Annotated in this window: 8 protein-coding genes and 4 pseudogenes; 2 read left to right on the top strand and 10 right to left on the bottom strand. The window is 59.1% G+C overall.

Annotated elements, in window-relative coordinates:
- Positions 1–125 precede the first annotated feature (125 nt).
- From ACS5PV_RS11900 to ACS5PV_RS11885, 4 genes and pseudogenes are all read right to left on the bottom strand, one after another.
- A pseudogene (locus ACS5PV_RS11900) lies at positions 126–398 on the bottom strand (transposase domain-containing protein); the annotation flags it as partial.
- 97 nt (positions 399–495) lie between these two features.
- Positions 496–783 (bottom strand): IS66 family insertion sequence element accessory protein TnpB, encoded by a 288-nt coding sequence (tnpB, locus tag ACS5PV_RS11895; RefSeq protein ID WP_455395528.1) that lies wholly within the window; start codon positions 781–783, stop codon positions 496–498.
- Positions 780–1,181, bottom strand: coding sequence for an IS66-like element accessory protein TnpA (gene tnpA, locus ACS5PV_RS11890; protein ID WP_455395527.1), 402 nt, complete (start codon positions 1,179–1,181; stop codon positions 780–782). The genes tnpB and tnpA overlap by 4 nt, the downstream gene beginning before the upstream one ends.
- A gap of 110 nt (positions 1,182–1,291) precedes the next feature.
- Positions 1,292–1,852 (bottom strand): annotated as a pseudogene (locus ACS5PV_RS11885) (IS481 family transposase); the annotation flags it as partial.
- Positions 1,853–2,261: 409 nt separating this feature from the next.
- On the opposite strand from ACS5PV_RS11885, the gene ACS5PV_RS11880 reads away from it, so the two are divergent.
- Positions 2,262–2,699, top strand: a complete 438-nt coding sequence (locus ACS5PV_RS11880) for a hypothetical protein (protein WP_455395526.1) — start codon at positions 2,262–2,264, stop codon at positions 2,697–2,699.
- A 13-nt stretch (positions 2,700–2,712) separates the two neighbouring features.
- Positions 2,713–2,982, top strand: a complete 270-nt coding sequence (locus ACS5PV_RS11875) for an HGGxSTG domain-containing protein (protein WP_455395525.1) — start codon at positions 2,713–2,715, stop codon at positions 2,980–2,982.
- A 97-nt stretch (positions 2,983–3,079) separates the two neighbouring features.
- Here the strand turns inward: ACS5PV_RS11875 and ACS5PV_RS11870 are convergent.
- The 6 genes and pseudogenes from ACS5PV_RS11870 to ACS5PV_RS11845 form a co-directional block, all read right to left on the bottom strand.
- Positions 3,080–3,937, bottom strand: a pseudogene (locus ACS5PV_RS11870) (DUF3987 domain-containing protein); the annotation flags it as partial.
- Positions 3,938–3,948: 11 nt separating this feature from the next.
- Positions 3,949–4,764 (bottom strand): IS5 family transposase, encoded by an 816-nt coding sequence (locus ACS5PV_RS11865; RefSeq protein ID WP_455395524.1) that lies wholly within the window; start codon positions 4,762–4,764, stop codon positions 3,949–3,951.
- A 3-nt stretch (positions 4,765–4,767) separates the two neighbouring features.
- On the bottom strand, positions 4,768–5,574 hold the full coding sequence (locus ACS5PV_RS11860; protein WP_455395523.1) for a DUF3987 domain-containing protein: 807 nt from the start codon (positions 5,572–5,574) through the stop codon (positions 4,768–4,770).
- A complete protein-coding gene (locus ACS5PV_RS11855) occupies positions 5,564–6,427 on the bottom strand; it encodes a bifunctional DNA primase/polymerase (RefSeq protein ID WP_455395522.1) in 864 nt (287 codons plus the stop codon). The genes ACS5PV_RS11860 and ACS5PV_RS11855 overlap by 11 nt, the downstream gene beginning before the upstream one ends.
- A gap of 312 nt (positions 6,428–6,739) precedes the next feature.
- Positions 6,740–6,883 carry a helix-turn-helix transcriptional regulator gene (locus tag ACS5PV_RS11850; protein ID WP_455395521.1) on the bottom strand — a complete coding sequence of 48 codons (144 nt, stop codon included), beginning with the start codon at positions 6,881–6,883 and terminating at the stop codon, positions 6,740–6,742.
- A gap of 206 nt (positions 6,884–7,089) precedes the next feature.
- Positions 7,090–7,380: pseudogene (locus ACS5PV_RS11845) on the bottom strand (transposase); the annotation flags it as partial.
- Between the last annotated feature and the right edge of the window lie 282 nt (positions 7,381–7,662).

The raw sequence follows: 7,662 nt of genomic DNA, 5'->3' as shown, positions 1-7,662 counted from the left end.
CAAGCGGCGCGCCGGGCTGGTGGCGCTGCCAGTGCGGGAACCAGCCGTTCCCGCGTGAGGGGTGGGTCAGGTTACGATCGGCGACAAACCAAAAGGTGGGTCAGACTTCAATCGGCGTTGACAAAGGCGCCCCGGTTCGCGCGCCGCCGCGCCGTGCGCGCGGCCTTCACCGCCGGTGCGTTCTCCTCGGCGGCGTGGCCAGCGGCCTCAACCTGCTCGGCCTCCTCCAACCCGAGCAGGAGTTGATCCTCGGGCAGGCTCTCGGCGCGGCGCCCAAAGCGGTGACGCTGCATGGCCTTGATGATCTGGCGCAACCGCTCGTTCTCGGCCCGCTCCTCGGCGAGCAGCGCCTTGAGCGTCTCGGGATCGTCGGGTGAGGGCGAAGCAGGGGCAGCCACGAAGCCGATTAGAGCAGATCCATCAGCTACTTACCAGCGTCGCAGACCTCTTTGACCCCGCCTTCTTGCTCAGCCTGCCACCGTCGGCGCGATCACCTCATGAGCCTTGTGCACGCGCTTCCAGTTCAGCCCTTCCAGGAGCGCCGAGAGCTGCGCCGCCGTGAGCCGCACGACGCCGTTTGGCCACGAGGACCACGCCGCTGCCGTCCCAGAACAGAAGCTTGACCCTGTCCGCCCGTTTCGAGCGGAACACGTAAACGGTGCCGGAGAACGGATCGGTGCCCAGGGCGTCGCGCAGCAGCACGGCCAGCCCATCGGCACCCTTGCGGAAGTCCACGGGCCGCGTGGCCAGCAGAACGCGGACCACGCCGGAGGGCCCGATCATGCCGGGGCCTTCAGCGCCCGGATCACCGCCGCGATCTGAGGCTCGCTCGCCTCCGGCCCGACCCGCACCGTGGCGCCCGCCACCGCGATCTCAATCCCGGCGAAGGCGGCGCATCGCGGTGAAGGGACGCTCGGGTCGACACGCGCCGGTTCCGGCAGGTTCGGCGCCAGCACGGCCGGCACGAACCGCAGCTCGGCCATCACGGCCTGACGCGCCAAGCGCCGCCACGTGAACAGCTGCGAGGCGCTCAATCCGTGCCGGCGTGCCACCGCGCTGATCGAGGTATGGGGCGCCTCACTCTCGGCGACGATGGCCGCCTTCTCCGCCTCAGACCACGTCCGCCACCGGCCGGTCCCGGTGAACAGCTCCAGGCGCCGTACCGGCTCCGACATAGCCATACGCCCTGACATCGACATAGAACGGAGCTCTCCACCCGCTCCGTATCCCACGCCCAGCCGAGCGGCCGAAAGGTGCTTCCAGGACGACGCTTACGGAGCAGAGCTGCGACGGCCTCATCCAGGACGGCGATGGCCGACGCCGTTGTCTCGTCGTCCTCGACCGCGAGATGCACGAAGCGCGAGGCGCGCTCGATGGCAACGTACAGATTGCGTTTGCGGGTTGATCCATCTTTGTCCCACAATTCGGGCAAGTGCTTCACGTCCATGTGCAGGAAGCTGACCTCGTACTCCTTGAACTCGACATGTGGTCTAGGGATTTGTTTGCGGCTGGGAGGCGGTTGAGACCTTCGGCCTTGAGGATGCGGTAGACGGCATCGCGGTTCAGGTGAGACAGGGTGTGGGTGACCACGAAGGTCAGGTCGTCGAGGAGAAAGCCGGTGGAGCGACGCAGGGCACAGACGATGGCGCGCTCCTCCTCGCTGGCGTTCCAGGACAGGTGTGGTGATGGGCCGAGCGGTCCTGGCAGTCCTTCGGCCCGCGTTTAGGCCACTTGCGGATGGTCTCGGTGGCGACGCCGTAGCACCGAGCGAGGACTCCGAGGGATCACGCGAGCGGGCGATGTCGGCGCGCACGGCGGGAGTGATGCGGGCGTTGGGGTGGATCGCGTGCATTAGCGCGTCCTCCGGGAAGGGTAGCGGTGTGCTCGCTTGAAGCGCCAGGCTTGCCTCTCAATCGCCCAAGGCGCCTCGCCCTAACAATATTTAGCCACCAAACAGCAACGATGTATAGCGGCGCTCCCCGAGGGAATTTTTTGCCGGCATTCCATATCTGTTGACTGCGACTTCAAGGACTGTAATCCTAGCTTATGATGCCGCCTAAGTGCTGCGGCGTAACCTAGGCTCTCGAATGACAGAATTGCATCCGCAGCCCGTTTCCCGACCACCATCAGCAGCAGAAGCTGCTGCAATTGAACATTCGCGGGTTCGGCATACGCAGCGACCCAGGCGCCCTGCGATCAAGGCTCAGCCTGCCGGTGCCCCTGCTCACTTTGAAGCCGAGCACAACGACACTCACGGCTTGATGGGCATGGTGCTCGACGCCTTTGCGACCACCTCCGATGACTTCGGGCAGCTAGGCATCAATCAGCTACTCAACGCGATGGCCGACCCTTCGCGCTCAGCCGTTCAGGGCCTGAACGCCGCACTCGCTGTGGTCGCCGGCATCGAAGCTCGCAACGAAGCCGAAGCGCAGCTCGGCATTCAGATGGCTGCTACTCACGAAGCAGCGATGAAGATGCTTCGTGTCGCGGCCAGCGGCGCCGACCCGAAAACGACCGAGGTGTACGGCAATCTCGCGACGAAGCTGCTGCGGACGTACACGGCTCAGATCGAGGCGCTCGCGAAGCTTAAGCGGGGTGGGGAGCAAACCGTCAGGGTTGAGCATGTGCATGTTCATGCTGGTGGACAGGCCATAGTCGGCAACGTCAGCACCAGTCAGGGAGGGGGGAGTGAGAGATAGCGAAGCCAACCCCATGCACTCCGTCGAAAGGCAGCCCCTCCCCTTCCGATCAGCCCTACGATGTGGTGCCAAGACCCGGAGTGGTGAGCCTTGCTTATCTCCTGCTGTAACCGGGAAGGCCCGTTGTCGCATGCACGGCGGAGCCAAGGGCAGCGGCGCTCCGAAGGGGGGGCGCAACGGCGCTTATAAGCACGGTCTCTGGGCAGCCGAAGCCGTGCAGCTCCGCCGGGAATGCAAAGCGGTGGTGGAGCAGTCGCGAGGGACCCTCAAAAACCTACGCTGAGAACCTACGAGGCGTATCGAATGCCGATAGAAGTTCTGAGGGTTTTGAGGGTTCACTGTAGAGGGGTTTCTGGAGAACGCTGGCCGGGACAGCGTGGCTATATCCACATTTTCGGATTTATGCCATAGATTGTTTTCGGCCGACCTCCCGTAGCAATCTCCGTAGGCCGGAGCCAATTGCAATCAACAAGCAATTCTAATCCTGATTGTACCTGCTTTCGATCCGTCAGATTTGACCAATCTCGCTGATGTATGTCCCGCTGTGTAAAGCCTTCCGATAATTCGCCTTTCTTGATTCGGCTTAAAATCGCACTCGCTGCAGCGGCATCATTCATAAGGCCTGCTCTGTAGGCCCTATTCGCATGAGACTCAAGATAGGCAGCGTAGTCGATAGCTTTTTTCATCGCTAGAGCAGTAACGGGCCCTTGTGCTGTGCTCGCCATGTGATTTATCAAAGCAAGAGACGGAACCAATTTTCTATATTTCGCGATGTGAATTTCCATGGCTACATGTAAAGTCTCCGATCGCAGCCGCCATTCGAGATTTGATAACCAATAAATAAACATCTCATAAGCGTGAGGATCAAGCGTTAGATACCTGCTATTGTCATGTGTGTCGATATTTGGCCTAACATGATCCCAATTTGGACTTGCAAGCCATTCGAACATCCTGTGAGCTTGGTCTTTTGCTTGGCTATCGGGATAACGATCTACAATTCGCCATGGACCGTTGGTGTCGGGCCATACCAAAACTCCAAAGCGTTGAATCAACCCGTCATCTCCGTCGCCACCTTTCAAAGCACGTCCTATATAAGATCCTAACTTCCCCGGCTGTGTCGAACCTAACATTGAGACACAAACAGCCTCAAGATATTGATGCCCACGTCCAATGCGGTCAAATATGTAAGAGTCATTCCCATTCCATGCAGTTAAAAAGAATCCACGGGCTGCAGCTTGTTCTTCCCTGTCTAGAGGCTGTTACGGACCGCAGCGAAGTCTGCCGCCCTTCGGAGCAGCAGGACGCTGAAGGCGACGAGGTGCAGTCCCGCGAGGGTGGCGGGCAGGCGTTCGTAGTCGCGGGCCAGGCGCCGGAAGCGCGCCATCCAGGCGAAGGTGCGCTCGACCACCCATCGGCGTGGTAGCAGGACGAAGCCGCGCTTGGCCTCGGGCAGCTTCACTACCTCCAAGCCGATGCCGTGGTCGGCCGCCGCCTTCGCCGCGCGCTCGCCCGTGTAGCCTTGATCGACATAGGCGAGGTCCACGCTGTCACCGGTGGCCTCCTGCACGGCGTCAGCCAGAGCGGCGACGGCAGATCGGTCATCGGCATTGGCAGGCGTGACGTGCAGCGCCAGCACCTGGCCGAGCGTGTCGACCGCCGTGTGCAGCTTCGAGCCGCGCGTGCGCTTGTGTCCGTCCCAGGCGGCACGAGCGCCACTCTCGGGCGTCGAGCGCAAGGTGCGGCTGTCGAGCACGACGGCCGAGGGCTCCTCAGCCCGGCCCGAGGCCAGGCGCAGCACAGCCCGCAGATCGTGAACGAGGCTCTCAAAGCAGCCGGCTCGCAGCCAGCGTTGAGCCTGATCGTATACGGCATGCCAGGGCGGCAGGTCGTGGGGCATGGCGCGCCACGCCACGCCGTAACGCACCACGTAGCGCAGCCCGTTGAACACCTCCCGCAAGCTGTGCTCGCGCTGAGCGGCGGTCTCGGGCAGCAGCGTCAGGTAGGGCGCGACCAGCGCCCATTCGTCATCACTGACATCGGAGGGGTAGGCGCGGCGCGACTGCATCCCTCAAAAATGGGGTACTCGCCGGTCCGTAACAGCCTCTAGGGTCTTAAGTAGCGCGATGATCTCATCTCGATATGTAAGAATCCCGTTTTGATTGTATGATAGAATATCCCCAAGAGCCTCATACGTCGCATCGCCGATAAGGTATCTCTTTGGCTTAGGCTCTACGGGATCGTACATTTCTCCTAAATCAATGTCTGCCTTGATGTTGTTTTTAAGGGATTTTTTTGCCAGTTCGTCGATAGCATTTTTGCGCAACTTGTGTTTATGCATCTCAGCCTCAAACTCTCTCTCGACAACCGAGAAATCTTCGCGAGCCTTAGCCTCCAAGTGTTTCAATGGCACGAGTGCTTCGCTCATAGCAGGTGATTTCATTACGCCAGGGCGCCCCACTATTAATCCCCACACATTCGCAACTTCTGTCCAGCTGTCATTGAGCTTTGGACGAATGCGGATCTGCCTGCCGATGACAGATCCCAGCGCAACAATAGCTGTCGCTGCTGGGAAATCTGGTGGGCATTGCATTCTGTCGGCAATGTCCATGATCCAGCGTTCGGTACCATGAGGTAGATAGTCTGGACTGAACGGAAGCACAGGAGCCAATCCCACCGGCAGCGGAATTGGGTCTTCCCAAACGACTTCTGGAAACGCGGTAGCCACCGCCTCAGCTGGCCGAACTCCTGCCGTACCAAAGCTTGATGGCTGGGCACCCCCAAAACCTTCAAAACCATGCGGATGAGTGTGAGGGGGCGCTGCCCAGCTCGCCGGTGCCTCATCGAGGATGGGCTGATTTGAATTTCTAATTTTCATGACGCCGTCCCGCCATACCCTTGCGCATACCGCTTGCGATTGTGTTTCTTATTTCGCAATCATTCAGACCTGCAGCACGTGCGGACTGGTATAAAAGATTATATGCGTCGACATCAGAAATACCGCCCGCTACCACGAGCTCACCGCATCGGCAGGCAGCCCAGTGAAGCGATCTGTTTCGCTCACCTATGGGCGCGTCGCGTATAACAGAGATTATGCCCCGGAGCTGACGTCCGTTGACTTGATGATTGTTAACGGTCGGTTTTGGGCGTACGGCTTGAGTTGGCGGCGACGCTAAGTGGACTAACCATGACGGTACTGGGAGCAACGAGTGTTCTGCTATTGCCCTACCAAGCTGTGCAATCGTTCCGTTTGTAAGTCTATACTCTCTACCATCCGGTAATATGGTACCCGGTGCAATCACATACCCCAGATCTCGCACGTCTATTGCTGGTGCAATCACACTCTTTGTTCGTCCGAGTTCACCCGGTCGCGCAAATAGAACATGAAGGCCATCACGTGGGGTATTTACAATTGGGACATTGGACCAGTCGAACTTATAATGGGCAAAAAGTGTCATTAGTGATTGAACACCGTCACAACCGCCGTGCCTATCGGCGTCCAGTACAAACAGGCCATTTGCCGAACACGGTATACCATATATCGCGTCCGGATAGGTCGCCGCCCATAACGACATGGTATGAGATGCCGCACTTGAGCTATGATGACCATTTCTCGTATATGGCGCTTTGGCTTTTCCTCTAGTAGTATCGCGTTCACGGCAAGGAAACACTCTGACGCCGCACTCGGCGTAAATTGCAGCAAGATCGGTATTTTTATTTACGGAATTCATGCCGGCCGCCTAGTTTCAGGTCTGAGGGCTTGATATCGCGCGAGCGCAAGAATGCTTGATATCTCGATCACTTCTCAGGCGCGACGCGCTAGACGTGTTGAAATATCTTTTTACTCTTCCGCCTCGTACGCGTTTTATAATAGTGAGATTTACCTCGCCTCCGACACCGAATTCGTCGGCGGCGAAGATGGTGACGTAGAACTCTCCATCAGAGAATTTTTCGAGCTCTGAATTTTCGACGAGGGTTGCGCACGAAATACTCACGATCATCGGCCACGGACGGATGATCCGGTTTGACAGGTATAATATTTTTCACTTTCTACCCCTCCCTACCATGTTTTTCTGCTCAGAGTCGGCAATGCGCTCTATTAGCCAGCTTCTTATAATATGCTCTGGCCACCCAACAGCTCGTGTGCTGATACGTATAGGTTTTTGAAATCTTCCAAGCGCAATCAACGAATATATAACTTCGGCTCAAACCTATGATTCTTTCAACGTCCTTGCGGCGAAGCACCCGCGTGACGTTTGTATACTCTGACATTTTGCTGTCCTCTCGTGTCCGTGTCGGCACGCATCGGACCCTGTCAGAACTCACGACTCGAAAAAATCGGGAGATTTCGGCTAAAAATTTCTCCCCCGTATTTTCTACCTAGCGCACTGACTCAGACGGAAGGTGCAGCTTGGCTGTTGAGGAGGGCGGCGGCGGGCTTGGTCCAGACGAAGGGCCTGGTCCGCTCGTTGTGCTCGGCAATGTAGCGCTTGATGATCGCCTGCAGGTCGACGATCCCGGTGAACGTGCCTCGTCGCAGCCGCCGACGTGACAGCGCCGAGAAGAAGCCCTCGACTGCGTTGAGCCACGAGGCCGAGGTTGGGATGAAGTGGAACACCCAGCGCGGGTGGCGTGAGAGCCAATCCCGCACCTTCCCGTGGGTGTGGATGCGATCATCGTCGAGTTGATGGCCCAACCCGCGCCTCGGCCGAATTTCGGACGAAGGTTGAGACCCTGCGGGCCGAGCTTGATCTGGTGCGCCTGCTGGCGGCGTTCAGGACGGCGCAGCAGGCCTTGGTCGGGCTGGCTGATCAGCCGGCTGTGCAACCAGCGCTTAGCCAAGCTCCCCGGTGCCGTGGTTTATCCAGGCGATCCGGCGCGTCGCGATGAGGCTGGCGCCGCGGTGCATTGAGCCGCGTTCCGTACTCGCTTGATCAGCCTGGCGGCGCGCCTACCAAGTGGCCGC

The sequence above is a fragment of the Methylobacterium sp. Gmos1 genome, from assembly GCF_053764715.1.
Note: the sequence above shows the minus strand (reverse complement) of the source record. Positions and strands in the feature narration are given on the sequence as shown.